Annotated in this window: 18 protein-coding genes; 7 read left to right on the top strand and 11 right to left on the bottom strand. The window is 72.1% G+C overall.

The genetic code is table 11. The features are described 5' to 3' along the window. The 5 genes from ACFULQ_RS35295 to ACFULQ_RS35275 form a co-directional block, all read right to left on the bottom strand. The coding region (locus ACFULQ_RS35295) for an AAA family ATPase (RefSeq protein WP_383551887.1) at positions 1-820 on the bottom strand (820 nt) is incomplete at its 3' end. Continuing rightward, complete coding sequence (locus ACFULQ_RS35290) at positions 817-1,980, bottom strand: exonuclease SbcCD subunit D (protein ID WP_383551885.1); 1,164 nt, start codon at positions 1,978-1,980, stop codon at positions 817-819. The genes ACFULQ_RS35290 and ACFULQ_RS35295, both read right to left, overlap by 4 nt. A 103-nt stretch (positions 1,981-2,083) precedes the next feature. After that, on the bottom strand, positions 2,084-2,710 hold the full coding sequence (locus tag ACFULQ_RS35285; protein WP_383551883.1) for a YigZ family protein: 627 nt from the start codon (positions 2,708-2,710) through the stop codon (positions 2,084-2,086). A gap of 75 nt (positions 2,711-2,785) precedes the next feature. Beyond that, positions 2,786-3,325, bottom strand: coding sequence for a SixA phosphatase family protein (locus ACFULQ_RS35280; protein WP_383551881.1), 540 nt, complete (start codon positions 3,323-3,325; stop codon positions 2,786-2,788). Further along, the gene (locus ACFULQ_RS35275; protein ID WP_383551879.1) at positions 3,322-4,038 is read right to left on the bottom strand and encodes a hypothetical protein; all 717 of its coding nucleotides are present in this window, start codon (positions 4,036-4,038) and stop codon (positions 3,322-3,324) included. The genes ACFULQ_RS35280 and ACFULQ_RS35275 overlap by 4 nt, the downstream gene beginning before the upstream one ends. 135 nt (positions 4,039-4,173) lie before the next feature. Between ACFULQ_RS35275 and ACFULQ_RS35270 the strand changes: the two genes are divergently transcribed. From ACFULQ_RS35270 to ACFULQ_RS35260, 3 genes are all read left to right on the top strand, one after another. After that, entirely contained in the window at positions 4,174-4,581 is a 408-nt protein-coding gene (locus tag ACFULQ_RS35270; protein ID WP_383551877.1) for a CoA-binding protein, read from the top strand. 151 nt (positions 4,582-4,732) lie between these two features. Then, positions 4,733-6,373: an APC family permease gene (locus ACFULQ_RS35265; RefSeq protein WP_383551875.1), complete on the top strand. Its 1,641-nt coding sequence runs from the start codon at positions 4,733-4,735 to the stop codon at positions 6,371-6,373. Between the two features lie 109 nt (positions 6,374-6,482). Beyond that, positions 6,483-7,694 carry a 4-hydroxybenzoate 3-monooxygenase gene (locus ACFULQ_RS35260; protein ID WP_383551873.1) on the top strand — a complete coding sequence of 404 codons (1,212 nt, stop codon included), beginning with the start codon at positions 6,483-6,485 and terminating at the stop codon, positions 7,692-7,694. 17 nt (positions 7,695-7,711) lie between these two features. Here the strand turns inward: ACFULQ_RS35260 and ACFULQ_RS35255 are convergent, their stop codons facing one another. Beyond that, complete coding sequence (locus ACFULQ_RS35255; protein ID WP_383551871.1) at positions 7,712-8,071, bottom strand: ArsR/SmtB family transcription factor; 360 nt, start codon at positions 8,069-8,071, stop codon at positions 7,712-7,714. Between the two features lie 63 nt (positions 8,072-8,134). Between ACFULQ_RS35255 and ACFULQ_RS35250 the strand changes: the two genes are divergently transcribed. Continuing rightward, positions 8,135-9,169: a cation diffusion facilitator family transporter gene (locus ACFULQ_RS35250; protein ID WP_383551869.1), complete on the top strand. Its 1,035-nt coding sequence runs from the start codon at positions 8,135-8,137 to the stop codon at positions 9,167-9,169. 29 nt (positions 9,170-9,198) lie between these two features. Here ACFULQ_RS35250 and ACFULQ_RS35245 read toward each other — a convergent pair whose 3' ends face one another. Continuing rightward, a complete protein-coding gene (locus ACFULQ_RS35245) occupies positions 9,199-9,756 on the bottom strand; it encodes a YbaK/EbsC family protein (protein ID WP_383551867.1) in 558 nt (185 codons plus the stop codon). Positions 9,757-9,776: 20 nt separating this feature from the next. Further along, on the bottom strand, positions 9,777-10,349 hold the full coding sequence (locus tag ACFULQ_RS35240) for a helix-turn-helix domain-containing protein (RefSeq protein WP_383551865.1): 573 nt from the start codon (positions 10,347-10,349) through the stop codon (positions 9,777-9,779). 93 nt (positions 10,350-10,442) lie between these two features. Between ACFULQ_RS35240 and ACFULQ_RS35235 the strand changes: the two genes are divergently transcribed. Further along, positions 10,443-11,300, top strand: a complete 858-nt coding sequence (locus tag ACFULQ_RS35235) for an EamA family transporter (RefSeq protein WP_383551863.1) — start codon at positions 10,443-10,445, stop codon at positions 11,298-11,300. Positions 11,301-11,490: 190 nt separating this feature from the next. On the opposite strand, the gene ACFULQ_RS35230 is transcribed toward ACFULQ_RS35235, so the two are convergent. Beyond that, positions 11,491-12,246, bottom strand: a complete 756-nt coding sequence (locus ACFULQ_RS35230) for an acyltransferase (protein ID WP_383551861.1) — start codon at positions 12,244-12,246, stop codon at positions 11,491-11,493. A gap of 105 nt (positions 12,247-12,351) precedes the next feature. Between ACFULQ_RS35230 and ACFULQ_RS35225 the strand changes: the two genes are divergently transcribed. Beyond that, positions 12,352-12,885, top strand: coding sequence for a gamma carbonic anhydrase family protein (locus ACFULQ_RS35225; protein ID WP_383551859.1), 534 nt, complete (start codon positions 12,352-12,354; stop codon positions 12,883-12,885). Positions 12,886-12,979: 94 nt separating this feature from the next. Here the strand turns inward: ACFULQ_RS35225 and ACFULQ_RS35220 are convergent, their stop codons facing one another. Together ACFULQ_RS35220 and ACFULQ_RS35215 are read right to left on the bottom strand one after the other, a co-directional pair. After that, a complete protein-coding gene (locus tag ACFULQ_RS35220) occupies positions 12,980-13,642 on the bottom strand; it encodes a DedA family protein (protein ID WP_053847491.1) in 663 nt (220 codons plus the stop codon). Between the two features lie 107 nt (positions 13,643-13,749). Further along, on the bottom strand, positions 13,750-15,648 hold the full coding sequence (locus ACFULQ_RS35215; protein WP_383551857.1) for an RICIN domain-containing protein: 1,899 nt from the start codon (positions 15,646-15,648) through the stop codon (positions 13,750-13,752). A gap of 375 nt (positions 15,649-16,023) precedes the next feature. Here ACFULQ_RS35215 and galU point away from each other — a divergent pair, with 375 nt between their 5' ends. Then, positions 16,024-16,992 (top strand): UTP--glucose-1-phosphate uridylyltransferase GalU, encoded by a 969-nt coding sequence (gene galU, locus ACFULQ_RS35210; RefSeq protein WP_383551855.1) that lies wholly within the window; start codon positions 16,024-16,026, stop codon positions 16,990-16,992. Positions 16,993-17,132 lie beyond the last annotated feature (140 nt).

The following is a 17,132-nucleotide window of genomic DNA, read 5'->3' as shown; positions in this document are numbered from 1 at the left end:
GTGCGGACTCGGCGGTGGTGAGGCGGCAGTCGGCGACGGCCAGCAGTTCGCGGGCCGTGGAGCGGGCGACGGCGGCGGCGCCGAGGACGGTCTCGGCCAGGCCCGGCTCGCCCGGTGCCAGTTCCGGCAGCTCCATGGCGTCGCCGGCCGCCTGCTGCATGCGGTGCGCGTCGGCCAGCAGGGCGGCGTCGCCCTCCCGCACCTGTGCCTCGGCGGTGCGGCGGCGCTCCGCCAGCCGCTTCTCGACCTCGGCGAAACGGTGGGTGTCGAAGAGCCGGCCCAGCAGCTTGCCGCGCGCCTCGGCGTCGGCCCGCAGGAAACGGGCGAAGTCGCCCTGGGGCAACAGCACGACCTGGCAGAACTGCTCGCGGCTCATGCCGAGCAGCTGGGTGATCTCCTCGCCGATCTCCTGATGGGACCGGCTCAGGTCCTTCCAGCTCCCGGCCGTGCCGTCGTACTCGCGGAGCCAGCTCTGGGCCTTGTCGAGTGTCGAGCCGGAGCCACGCTTCTTGGGGCGCTCCCAGGGCGGCTGCCGGGTGATCTCCAACCGCCGTCCGGCCACGGTGAGTTCCAGCGTCACGGAGGTGCGGGTGCCCGGCGTGGCGTGGTCGCTGCGCAGCGTCAGGCCCTGGCCGCTCTGCCGGGCGCCCGGTACGGCGCCGTAGAGCGCGTAGCAGACCCCGTCGAGCACGAAGGTCTTGCCCGCGCCCGTCGGGCCGTGCAGCAGGAACAGTCCGGCGGCCGACAGGTCGTCGAAGTCGACCGTCTGGGTGCCGCCGAAGGGGCCGAAGGCGGTGATGTCGAGCCGGTGCAGCCTCACCGCGCCACCTCCCGGAGGGTGTCGTCGGCGCGCACGGTGTCGAACGCGTCCCGCAGCACGGCCTGTTCGCGCTCGTTGGGTCCGATGCCGCGCACATGGGCCACGAAGTCCTCCGCGATCTCCTGGTCGCTGCGTCCGGCCAGCCGCCGGGCGTACGACACGTCGGGGTCGCCCGGGGCGCGCTCGAGATCGAAGACGAGGCTGAGGGTGTGCGGGAACCGCTCACTGATCCGGGCCATGGGTTCGGCCGGGCGGACCGGGTCGGTGAGGGTGGCCTCGACCCAGGCCTCCTCCTGGTGCACGAGCCGGGGATCGGCGAGCAGTTCCTCCAGCGTGCCCCGGATCCGGGCCAGCGCGCGCGGCACCGGGCAGTCGACCCGCTCGGCGGTGACCGCGCCCTCGGCGTCCAGGTCGACCAGCCACATGCTCTTGCGGTGGTCGGCCTCCGAGAAGGAGTACGGCAGCGGGGAGCCGGAGTAGCGCACGCGCTCGGTGATGGTCTGGCTGCCGTGCAGGTGGCCGAGGGCGGTGTAGTCGACGCCGTCGAAGACACCGGCGGGCACGGCGGCGACTCCGCCGACGGTGATGTCCCGCTCGCTGTCGCTGGCCTCGCCGCCGGTGACGAAGGCGTGGGCGAGGACGACGGACCGCGTGCCCCGCGCGCGGGTGGCGAGGTCGGCGCGGACGCGGTCCATGGCGGCGGCGAGCACGGACTCGTGCCCCGCCTTCTCCACACCGAACTCGTCCTTCACGAGGGCCGGTTCGAGATAGGGAAGGCCGTAGAACGCCACGTCACCATGGGCGTCGGAGAGCACCACCGGTGTCCCGCACGCGGCGGCCTCGGTCCGCAGATGGATACCGGCGCGCCCGATCAGTCCGGCGCCGACCCCCAGGCGGCGGGCCGAGTCGTGGTTCCCGGAGATCATCACGGTGGGCACACCGAGGTCGGCGAGCCGGTGCAGCGCGTCGTCGAACAGCTCGACCGCGGCCAGCGGCGGCACCGCGCGGTCGTACACGTCTCCCGACACGACCACCGCGTCCACCCCGCGCTCCCGCACGGTCCTGACGAGGTGACCGATGAACTCGGCCTGGGCCCCGAGCAGGGAGACCCGGTGGAAGGCCCGGCCGAGATGCCAGTCGGAAGTGTGCAGCAGCCTCATGATCCCCGACCCTAACGGCCGGGTCTGACATCACGTGCGGTTACTCCCGTATCGACCCGTCATGACCACACTCCGGCAAGACCGTTATGCCCGGAAAGCACACCTAGGCGTCCCCGTACGCCTCTCCCCCGAGCTCGAAGCCCGCCGTCCCCGCCGTCGCGTCCGCGAGCCATGCCCGGAACGCCTCCACGTCCGCGTCCGGGAGCCCGATCTCGAGGGTGACCGCCTCGCCGTAGCGCACGTCGCGGATCTCGCGGCCGGTCGAGCGCAGGTCGTTCTCCACCTTGCCGGCGCGCTGGTGGTCGACGGTGACCGTGGCGAGGCGGAAGCGGCGGCGGGTGAGGGTGCCGAGGGTGTCCAGGGCCTCGCCGACCGCGCCGCCGTACGCCCGGATGAGGCCGCCCGCGCCGAGTTTGACGCCGCCGTAGTAGCGGGTGACGACCGCGACGACGTAGCGCATGTCACGGCGCAGCAGCATCTGGAGCATGGGGACGCCGGCGGTGCCGCCGGGTTCGCCGTCGTCGCTCGCCTTCTGGATCGCGGCGTCGGCGCCGATGACGTACGCGTAGCAGTTGTGGCTGGCGTCGGCGTGCTCCTTGCGGACGGCCGCGACGAACTCCTGCGCCTCCCGCTCGTCGGCCGCCGGAGCGAGAGCGCACAGGAAGCGGGAGCGGTTGACCTCGGTCTCGTGCACACCCGCGTGGGCCACTGTGCGGTACTCGTCCTGCATCCGGCCAGCCTAGTCCGTGGTCGAGGACGGTCCGGAGCTCACCGGGAGGTGGTGGCCGGCCCCCTCAGGGCCGGGTCACTTCCTGCCCCGCGCCACCATCACGGACGTGAGCAGTGCCGCCCCGGGGTCCAGGGCCCGCCAGGTCGACCCGTGCCACGCCAGCACCGCGATCGCCGAGGTCGGGAACTTCACCCGCACCTCCTCCAGCGAGTCGTCGAGTCCGTCCCCGGCCAGGGTCAGGACCAGCTCCTCCAGACCGGGGTTGTGACCGACGAGCAGCAGGGTCACGACCTCGGGCGGCGTCGCGCGCACGGCCGCCAGCAGCTCGGGTACGTCGGCCCCGTACAGCTCCGGGTCGAACCGCACCGGCGGCGGGGTGCCCCACTGCGCGGACGCCAGCTCCCAGGTGTGCCGGGCGCGTACGGCGGTGGAGCACAGCGCGAGGTCGGGGAGCAGGTCGGAGGCGGCGAGGAGACGGCCCGCCTCGGGCGCGTCCCGGTGCCCGCGCGGGCCGAGCGGCCGCTCGTGGTCGGCGACGCCCTCGGGCCAGGCGGACTTGGCGTGTCTGAGGACGACCAGGCGGCGCAGCGGGCCCGCTCCGGCACGCTCGATCATGACGGGGCTCCCAGGTCACGGGTGAGTTCGAGGCCGAGCAGCCGGTCCGCGTAGGCGTACGTCTCGAAGCGGGCGCCCTCCGGCAGCTCCGAGTCCTCGACCCACTTCAGCACGCGCAGCACTTCGGGTACGTCCAAGTCGTCCTCCCAGGCGGTACGGAGCCGTCCGCGCACCTCGTCGGGAACGGGCCGGGACGGCTGCCGCGCCCACACGGCGACGGCCCGGCGCCAGCGTACGAGGGTCTCCTGGGCCTGGCCCAGGGCGCTCCCGTCGAGCCGCGCGGGGGTGTTCCGGGGCGTGGTGAGCAGGGCCAGCCGGACCACGGCGGGGTCGGTGCCCTCGGCGGGCCCCGGCGTCTCGACGGGCGCGACGGCGACCCGTACGCCGTCCGGAGTCGCGCCGCCCTCCCCCACCACATGGACGACCTGCGACTCGCCCCACGCGGGGCCGACCTCCCCCAGGTCCTCGAAGGGCCGAATGCCGAGGGCGGCAGCGCCCGCGTGCAGTTCGGCCTGGTCGCGGTCCGCGGTGAGCAGCGCCCACACGGGGGTGCCGCCGAGTTCCAGGGCCCGCAGCAGGACGTCGGCGACGAGCAGGGCACGGAGGGCGGAGCTGTCGTAGCCCGGTACATGGACCTCGACTCGGGTCAGGCCCCTGCGAACGGGGACAGCGTCGACGGGCTCGCCGCTTCGGGCGTCGATGATGCGCAGCACGGGGCGAGCGTAGGCGTGCGGCGGCCCCGGCGCGGGCAAGTGGCACGGATTCGGACGCGAGGACGAGGAATCAGCGCGTCCCGCGCGCTGTTGTCGGCCACAGCGACTTCCGCACGCATCCCAAGGAGGCCGAGCGTGTACGGCGACCCGGCAACGATCCGCAAGATCCTCACCGAACTCGGTGACACCTGGGCCATCGTGGGCCTGTCCTCGAACCAGCGGCGCGCGGCGTACGGCGTCGCCGGCGTCCTGCAGCGGTACGGCAAGCGCATCGTGCCGGTGCACCCCAAGGCGGAGACGGTCCACGGCGAGCAGGGCTATCCCTCCCTGGAGGCGATCCCCTTCGACGTCGACGTGGTCGACGTGTTCGTCAACAGCGACCTCGCCGGCCCGGTCGCCGACGAGGCGGTCGCCAAGGGTGCCAAGGCCGTGTGGTTCCAGCTGGACGTCATCGACGAGTCCGCATTCGACCGCACCCGCGGCGCCGGCCTGGAAATGGTCATGGACAAGTGCCCGGCGATCGAGATCCCCCGGCTGGGCTGATTTCCCTCCCGAATTCCTGAAAGACTCGCAAGGAATTCCCCGCCAAGAAGTCAAACATACGACAACCGCCTTTAATGCAAAGGCGGTTGATTCGTAATCTGGGGCCACTCACACAGCACATGTGCGTATTTCGTGAGAGGCGCCCTAATTTATGGTAAGCGTCGATTCAGCACCTGAAACAAAGGGTACGCCCGGCGGCGGCCTGCGGCGGGACGTGGGGCTGATCGGTCTCATGTGGGCCTCGGTCGGTTCCATCATCGGCTCCGGCTGGCTGTACGGCGCCCAGGAGGCGGTCGTCGTGGCCGGACCCGCGGCCACGATCTCGTGGATCATCGGGGCGGTGGCCATCGTGCTGCTCGCCCTGGTCCACGCGGAACTCGGCGGAATGTTCCCGGTGGCGGGCGGCACCGCCCGCTATCCCCACTACGCTTTCGGCGGTCTCGCCGGAATGTCGTTCGGCTGGTTCTCCTGGCTCCAGGCGGCGACCGTCGCGCCGATCGAGGTCGAGGCGATGATCGGTTATGCCGGTCACTGGTCCTGGGCACAGGGGTTCCAGCACGCCGACAAGACGCTCACCACGAGCGGATTCCTCGTGGCCATCGTGCTCATGGCCGTCTTCGTGGTCGTCAACTTCCTCGGCGTGCGGGTGCTCGCGCACACCAACAGCGCCGCCACCTGGTGGAAGATCGCCGTGCCGCTGGCCACCATCTTCATCATCGCGGTCGGCAACTTCCACCCGGGCAACTTCCACTCGGAGGGCTTCGCGCCCTTCGGCGCCAAGGGCGTGCTGAGCGCGATCAGCACCAGCGGCATCATCTTCGCCCTGCTGGGCTTCGAGCAGGCGATCCAGCTGGCGGGCGAGAGCCGGAACCCGAAGCGTGACCTGCCCCGGGCGACCATCGGCTCGGTCGCCATCGGCGCGGTCATCTACGTGCTGCTCCAGGTCGTGTTCATCGGCGCGCTGCCGCACAGCACCTTCGCGCACGGCTGGGCGAAGCTCGACTACTCCGGCATCAGCGGCCCCTGGGCCGGTCTCGCGACCCTCGTGGGCCTCGGCTGGCTGGGCTGGATCCTCTACCTGGACGCCGTGATCTCACCGGGCGGTACAGGGCTCATCTACACGACCGCCACCTCCCGGGTCTCCTACGGCCTCTCCAGGAACGGGTACGCGCCCAAGCTGTTCGAGCGCACCGACGACCGGGGCGTGCCCTGGTTCGGGCTCGCCGTCTCCTTCGTGACCGGCGTGGTCTGCTTCCTGCCCTTCCCGAGCTGGCAGGAGCTGGTCAGCTTCATCACCTCGGCGAGTGTCCTGATGTACGCGGGCGCCCCGCTGGCGTACGGCGTCTTCGCGGACAAGCTGCCCGGGCACGACCGCCCCTACCGGCTGCCCGCGGGCTCGGTCCTGTCCCCGGTCTCCTTCGTGGTGGCCAACCTCATCATCTACTGGGCGGGTTGGCACACGCTGTGGCGGCTCGGCGTCGCGATCGTGCTCGGCTATGTGCTGCTCGGCGGCTACGCCCGCTACGCCGTCGTCAAGCGGCTGCCGGACGCGCCCCGCCTGGACTGGAAGGCCGCCCAGTGGCTGCCGGTCTACCTGGTGGGCATGGGCCTGATCTCCTGGCAGGGCGGCTTCGGCGGCGGCTCGGGGCGGATCGGTCTGTGGTGGGACATCGCGCTCATCGCCGTCTTCTCCCTGGCGATCTACTACTGGGCCCGGGCCACCGCCTCCCCGGCGGCACAGATCGAGCGCAGCATCGAGGAGGTCGTCGTCACGGACGCGCCCGCGCACTGAGACCCCCCGGAGGGGGGCCGGAGGGAGGGGGAGCGGACCGGGTGCCTCCACGTGTGGAGGCACCCGGTGCCGTCTGCCCGCCTCGCCGGAGCGCCGACATAATGGCCAGGTGACCTCCCACCCCAACTCCGGTGCCCCACAACGCTTTCCGGTCGTGATCGTCGGCGCAGGACCGGCCGGGCTGACCGTCGGCAACATCCTGCGGGCCGCGGGTGTGGACTGCCTCGTCCTGGAGGTGGAGACCCGCTCGTTCATCGAGCAGCGGCCGCGCGCCGGGGTCATCGAGGAGTGGGCCGTCCGCGGCCTGGAGCGGCGCGGTCTCGCCGATACCCTGCTGGAGTGCGCCCAGTTGCACACCGAGTGCGAGTTCCGCTTCGCCGGCGACCGCTTCCGTTTCTCCTACGGCGAGCTGACGGGACAGCACCACTTCGTCTATCCGCAGCCGCTGTTGGTGACGGACCTGGTGCGCGAGTACGCCGACGTACGGGGCGGCGAGATCCGCTTCGGCGTCCGGGACATCGAGCTGCACGACCTGGAGACGCCCCGGCCCTCCGTGTCGTACACCGATCCCGCGACCGGTCAACGGCAGCTGGTGGAGTGCGAGTTCGTGGCGGGCTGCGACGGGGCGCGCGGGGTGACCCGCACGGTCCTGCCGCCGACCACGACCGTCTCCCGGCACGACTACGGCATCGGCTGGCTGGCGCTGCTCGCCGAGGCGCCGCCGTCCTCCGACTGCGTCCTGTTCGGCATCCACCCGCGGGGTTTCGCCGGGCACATGGCCCGCAGCCCCGAGGTCACCCGCTACTACCTGGAGTGCCCGCCGGGCGACGACCCCGAGAACTGGTCCGACGAACGCGTCTGGAGCGAGCTCCAGTCGCGGCTCGGCGCGGACGGCACCCCGCCGCTCACCGAGGGCCCGCTGATCGAGAAGCGCGTCCTCGACATGCACAACTACGTCGTGGAGCCCATGACGTTCGGCCGTCTCTTCCTCGCGGGCGACGCCGCGCACCTGACCGCCCCGATCGCGGCGAAGGGCATGAACCTCGCCCTGCACGACGCCTTCCTGCTCGGTGACGCCCTGGTCGCCTACCTGGGCAAGGGCGACGGCGGCGGACTCGACGGCTACTCGGAGGCCTGTCTGCGGCGCGTGTGGGACTACCAGGAGTTCTCCCAGTGGCTCTCGGAGGTCTACCACGGCACCTCGTCGGGCGACGAGTACCGTGCGGGCACCACCTTCGCCCGTCTCCGCCGGCTGTTCACCTCCCCCGCGGCGGCCGCCGCGTTCGCGGAGCAGTACCTGGGTACGGCGTCCGCCTACTGAGCGGTCCGACCGAGCCGTCAGTCGTGCACCGGCCGGTCGCTGAGCCGGTGGTCGGCCACGTTGAGCGCCTCGTCGACCAGTCGGCGCAGATGGCCGTCGCGCAGGGCGTAGATCACCCGGCGCCCCTCCTTCCGCGTGTTCACCAGCCCGGCGAGCCGGAGCCGGGCGAGGTGCTGGCTGACGGCCGGCCGGGCCGCCCCGCACGCCTCCGTGAGGGTGGTGACATCGGCCTCTCCCCCGGTCAGCGCGTGCAGCAGGGTGAGCCGGGTCCGGTCGCCGAGGAGGGCGAGGATCTCGGCGGCGAGGGCGAACTGTTCCTCGCCCGGGGTACGCGGATGCGCATCGTGCGCAGGTGATAGGTGCATGCGTGCGCTCATACGCACATAATGGCTCCGTGGGCGGGGTTCGTCCACTCCCGCGCGCACCGAAAGGGGCACCACGTGAGCGACCACGACCACCATCACGGGCATCCGCACGAACACGCGCGTCCCGGCATCCGCCACCGCCTCGCCCACCTCCTCACCCCCCACTCCCACGAGACCGCCGACAAGCTCGACTCCGCCCTGGAGTCCTCGGCGCGCGGCATGCGCGCCCTGTGGGTCTCGCTCGCCGTGCTCGGAGTGACGGCGTTGGCACAGGCGGCCGTGGTGGTCGTGTCCGGGTCGGTCGCGCTGCTCGGCGACACCGTGCACAACACGGCGGACGCGCTGACCGCCGTACCGCTCGGCATCGCCTTCGTGCTCGGCCGGCGCGCGGCCACCCGCCGCTTCACGTACGGCTACGGCCGCGCCGAGGATCTCGCGGGCATCGCGATCGTGCTGACCATCGCGGCGAGCGCGGCCTTCGCGGGGTGGGCGGCGATCGACCGACTGCTCGATCCGCGTCCCGTGGCCCATGTCCCGGCGGTCGCCGCGGCCGCGCTGGTGGGCTTCGCGGGCAACGAATGGGTGGCCCGCCACCGCATCCGGGTGGGCCGGGAGATCGGCTCGGCGGCACTGGTGGCGGACGGACTGCACGCCCGCACCGACGGGTTCACCTCACTGGCCGTGCTCATCGGCGCCGGCGGCTCCGCCCTCGGCTGGCAACTCGCGGACCCGCTCGTGGGGTTGGCGATCACGGCCGCGATCGCGCTCGTCCTGCGGGACGCCGCACGCGAGGTGTTCCGGCGGGTGCTGGACGCGGTCGACCCGGCGCTGGTCGACCGGGCCGAGAGCGCGCTGCGGCAGGTCGAAGGGGTGCGCGCGGTGGGCGAGTTGAGGCTGCGCTGGATCGGGCACCGGCTGCGCGCGGAGGTGGCGGTGGTGGTGGACGGGGAGATGACGGTACGTCAGTCGCATGCCGTCGCCGTCGAGGCCGAGCACGCCCTACTGCATGCCGTACCGCGCCTGACCGCGGCGCTGGTGCACGCCGATCCGGCCCCGCTGCCGGGCGAGACGGACCCGCACCACGCCCTGGCCCACCACACCCACGCCTGACCGAGAGCCGGATCCTTGCAAGGCCGGTGTCAGGCCACGCCCAGCCCCTCCAGCACCACCGCGCCGGGCAGTTCGGCGAACGCCTTCCCGGGCACCAGCAGCTTCCCGCGCCGGCGCCCGCTGCCGACGAGGACGTACGGCAGGTCCACGACGGCCGAGTCCACCAACACCGGCCAGTCGGCGGGGAGTCCGAGCGGGGTGATGCCGCCGTACTCCATGCCGGTCTGTCCCGTCGCGGTGTCCATGGCGGCGAACGAGGCCTTGCGGGCGCCGAGTTGACGCCGGACCACACCGTTGACGTCGACCCGGCTGGTGGAGAGCACCACGCAGGCCGCGAGCGTGGTCTCACCGCCGCGCTTGCCCGCGACGACCACGCAGTTCGCCGACCGCTCCAGGAGCTCCTGGCCGTAGTGCTCCACGAAGACCGCGGTGTCGGCCCACTGGGGTTCGGTGTCGACGTACACGATCTGCTCGGCGGGGACGCTGCCGCTCCAGTGGCGTACGGCGTCGGCGACCGGGCGGATCAGCTCGTCGAGGGCGTCGGGGGCGGGGGTGGCGTGGTCGAAGTGTCCGAGAGGCGCGTCCATGGCGGCACGCTAACAGCCGCTCAGGACACCCCGGGCACGGAGACCGCCAGCATCCACCGGGCGGGGACGTCGCCCTGGTTGGCGTACATGTGCTCGGCGTTGGCCTCGAAGGTGACGCTCGCCCCGGCGGGGACCCGGTGCTCGACCCCGTCCACGGTCAGGGTCATCTCGCCCTCCGTGACGTGCAGGATCTCGACGGTCCCGACGGGGTGCGGATCCGAGCGGCTGCTCTCGCCCGGCATCATCAGCCACTCCCACATCTCCAGCGGGCCGGGGGCCTCCGCGCCCGCGAGGAGCCGGCTCCAGCTGCCGGCCTCCGTGCTCCACAGCCGCACCACCTGCTCCGGCGGGACGACCCGCACCTTCGGGCCCTGCTCGTAGTCGAGCAGGGTGGTGATGCTGATGCCGAGGGCGTCGCCGATCTTCACGACGGTGCCGAGGCTGGGGTTGGTGCGGGCCTGCTCGATCTGGATCAGCATGCCGCGGCTGACCCCGGCTCGGGCCGCGAGGGCGTCCAGAGTGAAGCCCCGCTCGGTCCGCCAGCGCTTGACGTTGCGCGCCAGGGACTGGGTCAGCAGGTCGAGGTCCGACACGTCACGTCCAATATTCTGTATGACACAGTGCAATCGAATGAACTATGGTGGGGTGCACCCGACCGTTCACCGAACTGTACTGCGAGGCACCCCGTGACGGCATTCTTCGCCCTGGCCACCAGCCTTCTGTGGGGCCTGGCCGACTTCGGCGGCGGGGTGCTGACCCGGCGGCTCCCAGCGCTCACGGTGGTGGTCGTCTCACAGGCGATCGCGGCGGCCGTACTCGGGGCGATCGTGGTGGCGACGGGCGGCTGGAGCGAGGCCGGACCACGTCTCTGGTTCGCCTTCGCCGCGGGTCTGGCCGGACCCGTCGCCCTGATCTGCTTCTACAAGGCGCTCGCGCTGGGCCCGATGGGGGTCGTCTCCCCGCTGGGCACGCTGAGCGTGGCGGTCCCGGTCGGCGTCGGCCTCTTCCTCGGCGAGCGGCCCGGACCGGTGCAGGCCGCGGGGATCGCGGTCGCCGTGACCGGAGTGGTCCTCGCGGGCGGGCCCCAGCTGCGCGGCGCCCCGGTCCAACGCCGGGCGATCGTGCTGACCCTGATCGCGGCCCTCGGCTTCGGCACGGTGTTCGCCCTGATCGCGGAGGCGTCCACGACGGGCACCGGCCTGTTCCTGGCCCTGTTCGTGCAGCGGGTGGTCAATGTGGCGGTCGGCGGGGCGGCCCTGTACGTCTCGGTGAAGCGCGGCACCCCCGCCCTCCCGCAGTCCGGCTTCCCCTGGCCCTCCCTGCCCGCACTGGCCTTCGTCGGCCTGGCGGACGTGGCGGCCAACGGCACGTACGCGGTGGCAGCCCAGCACGGCCCGGTGACGGTGGCAGCGGTACTGGCCTCCCTGTACCCGGTGGTGACGGCCCTGGCGGCCCGAGGCTTCCTGAGCGAACGCCTACGTGGACTCCAGGCGGCGGGCGCGGGCCTGGCGTTGGTGGGCACGCTGCTCCTGGCAACGGGGTAGGGACGAGCTTGGCGCGGCTGGACGCGGTGCTCCTGGCAACGGGGCAGGGGCGAGCTTGGCCCTGCTGGGGCTAGCTGCTCTTGCCAACGGGCTGACACTGCACCCACCCAGGGGCGCGGGGAACTGCGCGACAAGCCCCCACTCACCCGCAGCCGCCCGACAACCGAACCCGGCACCCCCATACGCACCCTCAGTCCAGCTCAGCCAACCTCGCCACAGCCTCCTCCGACAACCCCGCCAACGCACTCAACGACTCCGCCGTAGCCCCCGGAGGGATCGGCACGGGCGCCGGCGTCCGCAGCGGCGGCTGCCACCCCTCCTCCACCGTCCATCGCCGTACGACCCGCGCGGGCGCCCCCGCCACCACGGCATGGTCCGGCACCACACCCCGGACCACGGCCCCGGCGGCGACCACGACATTGCGCCCGATCCGCGCGCCGGGCAGGATCACCGCCCCGGTCCCGATCCAGCACCCCGGCCCGATCTCCACCGGCTCCATCCGCGGCCACTGCTTGCCGATGGGCTCGTGGGGATCGTCGTAGGAGTGGTTCGTCGACGTGACGTACACATAGGGGCCGAAGTAGCAGTCGCTGCCGATGGTCACCGTGGTGTCGGCGATGACATGGCTGCCGCGGCCCAGCACGACCCCGTCGCCGATCCGCAGGATCGGCTCGGGGCCGAGGTCGAGGTCGGGCATCAGGCCCGCGGTCAGGGTGACCTGCTCGCCGACGATGCAGTGGGAGCCGACATGGATCCACGGCTCACCGAAGACCGTGCCGAGCGGAAAGGCCAGCCGGCTGTGCGCGCCCAGCGCGCCGAAGCGGAAGCGTCCCGGGCGCTCGGCGGTGACGGAGCCGGTGCGCTGCACCCAGGCCCAGCCCGCGTGGACAGCCCGCTGCACGAGTCGACCCCGCCAGGATGAGAACGTGTTCTTGCTCTTCGGCACGACCTCACCGTACTGAGCACCGGGCGCCCGGATCAGACGCGGGGCTTGTGATCTTCGCCCCACCGGGTGGCGTACGGTTCGGGATATCCCGAACCAGGAGGCGAAATGGCGCACAAGGCTTTGATCACGGGCATCGGCGGAAAGGAACCGGCGATCCACGAAGAGGCCTTCGTGGCGCCCACCGCATCGGTGATCGGGGACGTGACGCTGCAAGCGGGGGCCAGCCTCTGGTACGGCGCGGTGGCCCGCGGCGACGTAGAACGCATCTCAGTCGGCGCCCAGAGCAACATCCAGGACAACTGCACGCTGCACGCCGACCCCGGCTTCCCGGTGACGATCGGCGAGCGCGTCTCCGTCGGCCACAACGCGGTCGTGCACGGCGCGACGGTCGAGGACGACTGCCTGATCGGCATGGGCGCGACGGTCCTCAACGGCGCGGTGATCGGCGCCGGTTCGCTGGTCGCGGCGCAGGCACTGGTCCCGCAGGGGATGCGGGTCTCGCCGGGTTCCCTGGTCGCGGGGGTACCGGCGAAGGTCCGGCGGGAGCTGACGGAGGAGGAGCGCCAGGGGGTCACCCTGAACGGAACGCTGTACGCGGACCTGGCCAAGGCGCACCACGAGGTGCACGAGACGCCGTGACGATCAGGCGGGCGCCGCGAAGGCCGTGAGTGAGGGTCAGGCAGGCGCCCCGTCGGCCGCGAGGATCAAACAGGCGCCCCGACGGCCGTGATGATCAGTCGGCGGCCGGGACGGTCTCCGGCTCGGCCGCCTGCTTCTGGGCCGCCGCCGTCGCTGTGGCCTTGGCCGCCTTGCGTTTGAGCACCAGCATCGAGGTGAGCCCGATCAGCACGGCCAGCACCAGCCCGAGCCACGAGAACCTCTTCAGCCAGGACTCCGCCACGATCCCGACGTAGTAGATGACGGCCGTCGTGCCGCCCGCCCACACGATCCCGCCGAGCACGTTGGCGATCAGGAACTTCCAGTACGGCATCCGCAGCACACCGGCGAGGGGTCCGGCGAAGATCCGCAGCAGGGCGACGAAGCGGCCGAAGAACACCGCCCACATGCCCCACTTCTCGAAGGACCGCTCCGCCGTGGCGACATGGCCCTCGCTGAAGTGCCTCGGGAACTTGTTGCCGAGCCAGGCGAGCAACGGCCGTCCGCCCTTGCGCCCGATCGCGTACCCGATGGAGTCACCGACCACCGCCCCGACGCTGGCGCACGCGCCGAGCACCACGGGGTTGATGCCCGCGTGCTGCGAGGACAGCAGCGCGGCGGAGACCAGGATGATCTCGCCGGGCAGCGGAATGCCCAGGCTCTCCAGGCCGATGACCAGGCCCACCAGGGCGTAGACGGCGGCCGGGGGCACGGTGTCGAGCCATTCCTGGACGTGCAACGCCGGTTCCTCCTGAGTCACGTTCCCGGCACGCGCCACGTTCCGACGCGCGCCGTGGCAGCCTACCGGGTCACGTGAACCACCGTCCGGGACAACGGCTCACCGCGCTACGGCAGCACGTTCCGGAGGGTCGACGTGACGGTTGCCGTCCCCGACGAGAGAGGAACCGTCACCGATGGGAGGGGAGCCGTCACCGCGGTCACGCTGTCCACGACCGCGCCCACCGCGGCCGCGGCCCCGGCGGCCGCCGCCCCCGCCCCGGAGCCGGCAGCATCGGAGCCCGGCCCGGAACCGCGGTCTTCGACCTGCGCCACCCGGGTCTCGTAGTGGCCCGACGGCGTTCTCGACCGGTCCGACGGCGGTGCCTGGTCGGGGCCCTTGTCGGGGTGTCCGTCGGCCTCGGGGGGCGTGGTGAGGTGCGGGGCGAGCGACTCTCCGTCCGACCCCTGCCGCTTCCCGTCCGGCCCCTTGGAGGGCGCCCCCGTCGACGCGCCCCCGTCGGTGAACTCCAGGGCCCACCGCTGCTTCCCCGAGCCGTCCCGTCCGGTGACGACCACGGTGTCGCCCTTGCCCGGCGCGACCAGCAGCCCCTTGCCGCGGCGCAGCAGCAGTTCGCCGCGCACGGTGAGGTCGTAGTGGACCTCACCCGCCTCTCCCTGGCAGTCCGCGACCCGGACCGTCCCCTTCCCGGCGTCCGAGTCGAGGCAGAGCCTCGGGTCGCCGGCGCTGCGCAGCAGCCCGTCGGCCTGGTACGACCACTGCTGGGACCCGGCGGTGGAGCACTCGGCGAGCACGGCCTCGGTGCCGTCGGCGGTCCGGCCGCCGGGGGTGTCGAGGCACAGCCCGGCGTCGATGTTCCGCAGCCGGCCGTGGCCGACCTCGACCGGGTCACCCACGGAGGCGGGCGACGGGGAGCCGGCGGAGTGCGAGTTCTCCACGGGGCTCGGCCGCACGGTGTTTCCGGTCGCCGCGCCCCAGGTGACGTCGGACGTGGGCACGCCGCCGTCGGACCAGCCCTTGGTGACGAGCACCGTCGCCAGCAGGACGAGGGAGGTCAGGCCGGCGCCCACGAGGACGGCCTTGGGGTGGCGGCGCGGCCCGCCGAGCAGTCCGGCGTTCGTCGGGCGGTGGCGGCCGCCGGGCCGGGGTCGGGGCGCGCCGTGCAGTGCGGGTTCCGGGCGGTCGGCGGCGCGGGCGGGCCGGGATTCGAGATAGCGGTGGGCGCCCCAGCCGAGCACCGTCTCGGCGAGCAGCACCTCCAGACCGCCCTCGAAATGACTGAGCTGTTCCGCGGCGTGCCGGCAGTACCGGCACTCCCCCAGATGTTTACGGACATCGGGCAGAAGGTCTCCGCCCCGGCGAATCGGGACATCCAGGAGACGGTTGTAGAAACGGCATTCACTGGTGGGAGCGAGTTCCCGGTGGGCGCGGACGCAGCCGGCCCGGAATTGCTCGCGCGCCTGCTCCAGGGCGGCGGCCGCACGGGCCACGTCCACGCCGAGCAGACCGGCCGGTACGGATATGGGTTCGGCCTCGACCTCGGTATGCCACAACAGGCATTGGGAGGCACCGGGAAGAGCCTTGAACGCGCGCTCGGCGAGCTGTCGCCTTTCGGGGGTGACGGACCTCGCCGCGCGTAGACCTCGGCCACCGATCGTCTTGCGAAGTTCCGGCAGTACGGCGGAGATATCGTCGTCCGCGGCCCACTCCTTGACGAACTCCCTTACCGCAACGAGAAGTTGGGGACGCAGCGCGCCCTCGCCCGCCCGGCTGAGCACTCGGTCGAAGGCCGCGGCGGCCGCCATGGAGGCCGAAGGCGACCAGGAGGCGAGGCAGATGACCGAGTACGCGTAGGTCGCCTGCCAGTGCCGCGCCATCAACAGCGCGACGGCATGACCGTCCGTGCCCTTCTCGCCGAGCCGCGCCAGAAGGGTGCGGTCGGACTCTCCCGGGCTCGATCCGGGGCGTGGGGGGTAAGGGGGTCGGGGAGGGGGAGCGGATTGCACGGGACCAATTCCTTCCAAGCCGCAGGACGGCATGGAATATGCGCGTCCCCGGAAAGCAGGTGCCTGATTGGTGCATACCTATGCCGCGTCAGAAGTGACCCGGCCTTCGGAGGGGCGCTCACCTTCGCACAATTGATGCACAGGTAACAAGAAGTTCGAGTGACCCAAGTTCAAAAAGGCGTCGCTTCAGAAAAGTTACCGTGGGTATCCGCACCCGTTTTCGAAAAGAAGTGAGGAATCGGCCTCAGGTTGTGTACGCCGCCGGATCCTTGGCACACGAAATCTCCAAGTCCCGAACGGGTCACGAAAGGGTCCACAGGGAGCTCCCAGGCGGTTCCCGGCGGGCTCTCATTCCGGTGCCGCAGCATGATCCGCATGATCACCCCCCACCCGACCGCCACGCCCGCCCCCAGCACGCCCGCCCGCGCCCGCACGGTCCGCAAGGCGGTCGTCCCGGCCGCCGGACTCGGCACCCGGTTCCTGCCGGCGACGAAGGCGACACCGAAGGAGATGCTCCCGGTCGTCGACAAGCCGGCCATCCAGTACGTCGTCGAGGAGGCCGCGGCGGCCGGACTCGACGACGTCCTGATGGTCACCGGCCGCCACAAGCGGGCCATCGAGGACCACTTCGACAACGCCTTCGAACTGGAGCAGACCCTCGCGGCCAAGGGCGACGCGACACGCCTGGACGCGGTGCGCGACCCGGCCCGCCTGGCCGCCATCCACCACATCCGCCAGGGCGAACCGCTCGGCCTCGGTCACGCGGTGCTCTGCGCCCGGCGGCATGTCGGCGGCGAGCCCTTCGCCGTCCTGCTCGGCGACGACCTGATCGACCCGCGCGAGACGCTGCTCAGCACGATGCTCGACGTCCGCGAGCGCTACGCCGGGACCGTGGTCGCGCTCATGGAGGTGCCGCGCGAGCAGATCCACCTCTACGGATGTGCGGCCGTCGAACCGACGGCCGAGGAGGGCCTGGTCCGGGTGACCGGGCTGGTGGAGAAGCCGTCCCCCGGGACCGCGCCCAGCGCCTACGCGGTCATCGGCCGCTATGTCCTGGACCCGGCGGTCTTCGGCGTCCTGGACCGCACCCCGCCGGGCCGCGGCGGCGAGATCCAGCTCACCGACGCCCTCCAGACCCTCGCGACCACCGGAACGGTCCACGGCGTCGTCTTCGACGGCCTGCGCTACGACACCGGCGACAAGGCCGACTACCTGCGCACCGTGGTCCGCCTGGCCTGCGCCCGCGACGACCTGGGCCCGGAGTTCACCGCCTGGCTCAAGGGCTTCGTGGCGGAACTGGGCAACGGTGAGGGGACGCGAGAAGGACGACGGTTGGCGGCCTGAGCGCCGGTGCACGACGGAGGGGGCCGGCGGGCGGACCCGGGCGTGGTCCAACGGGCCGAAGCCTGGGTCCCGGCCGAGGCGTGGTTTAGCGGGCCGATGCCCGGGTCCCGGCCGAGGCGTGGTCTAGCGGGCCGAAGCCT

Origin of the sequence: Streptomyces sp. NPDC057253 (assembly GCF_042669125.1) — a bacterium.
GTDB lineage: Bacteria > Actinomycetota > Actinomycetes > Streptomycetales > Streptomycetaceae > Streptomyces.
This window is presented reverse-complemented; position numbering and strand designations above follow the sequence as displayed.